The organism is Xanthomonas sp. 3075, from assembly GCF_014197275.1.
GTDB classification, from domain to species: domain Bacteria; phylum Pseudomonadota; class Gammaproteobacteria; order Xanthomonadales; family Xanthomonadaceae; genus Xanthomonas; species Xanthomonas campestris_B.
Genome location: NZ_JACIFI010000059.1, coordinates 1 through 1,035 on the forward strand (window position 1 = coordinate 1; position 1,035 = coordinate 1,035).

Here is a 1,035-nt window from a genome sequence, read left to right on the forward strand (position 1 = left end):
ACCACAACTGCTGTGTGGCCTGATCTGGTTGTAGTGGCGTCGCCAGTCTGCGATCACATCCCGGGCTTGTGCCAACGAGGTGAACCAGTGCTCGTTGAGGCACTCGTCGCGGAATTTGCCGTTGAAGCTTTCGATGTAGGCGTTCTGCGTGGGGGCACCTGGCTCGATCAGGATGTGCTTGATGCCATGTCGTTGCGTCCAGGCAATGAAGGCGCGACTGGTGAACTCTGGGCCATTGTCGGTGCGGACCGCGCGTGGATAGCCACGGAAGCACGCCGCCTGATCGAGCAGGCGCACTACGTAAGCCCCGCTGATGCCGTGATCCACGGCAATGTCCACGCTCTCGCGAGTGAAGTCGTCGACCACGGTCAGGCACTTGATGCGGCGTGCGTTGGCCAGCGCATCGAACACGAAGTCCATGCTCCAGGTGTCGTTTGGCATGGAGGACGCCAGCAGTTTCTGCCGCTCACCCACCGGACGCTTGGCTTTGCGCCGTTTGCGCACCTTCAGTTCGGCTTCCTCGTACAGGCGATAAATCTTCTTGTGGTTCACGGATGGAAACTCCGGGCGCAACAAATCATGCAGTCGGCGATAGCCGAAGCGGCGGTGGACCTGGGCCAGCTCGACCAGCCGCGCCGACAGCGCCTGCGTGGCTGGCGTCGGCACGGGTGCGTGGCGGAAAGCATCGCGGGACAGCCCCGCAAGGCGGCAAGCCCGGCGCTCGCTCAACGGGGTGTGTTCGAGCATTCCTCGGATTGCCTCGCGCTTGCGTTGCGGGGCTAGCGTTTTACCCCGAAGCCGATCTTCAGCGCTTCGATGTCCAGGTGCGCCTCGGCCAGCAACTTCTTCAACCGAGTGTTCTCGACCTCCAGTTCTTTCAGCCGCTTGGCCTCGTCGGCCTCCATCCCCCCGTACTTGGCCCGCCACTGATAAAAGCTGGCCGGGCTGAAGCCATGCCGACGGCACAACTCCGCCACGGCCATGCCCGCGTCGGCCTGCTTGATAAACCCGATGATCTGCTCGGTGCTGAATCTG

The 1,035-nt window shown here is 62.6% G+C and carries 1 protein-coding gene; it reads right to left on the minus strand.

Annotation, left to right across the window (positions count from 1 at the left end):
* Positions 1-1,035, minus strand: a protein-coding gene (locus tag GGR62_RS20900) for an IS3 family transposase (RefSeq protein ID WP_184409726.1) whose coding sequence is annotated in 2 segments (ribosomal slippage) — positions 1-791 and positions 791-1,035 — 1,036 coding nt annotated over the 2 segments. Because the reading frame shifts where the segments join, the coding sequence is not laid out codon by codon here. This gene is flagged as partial in the annotation.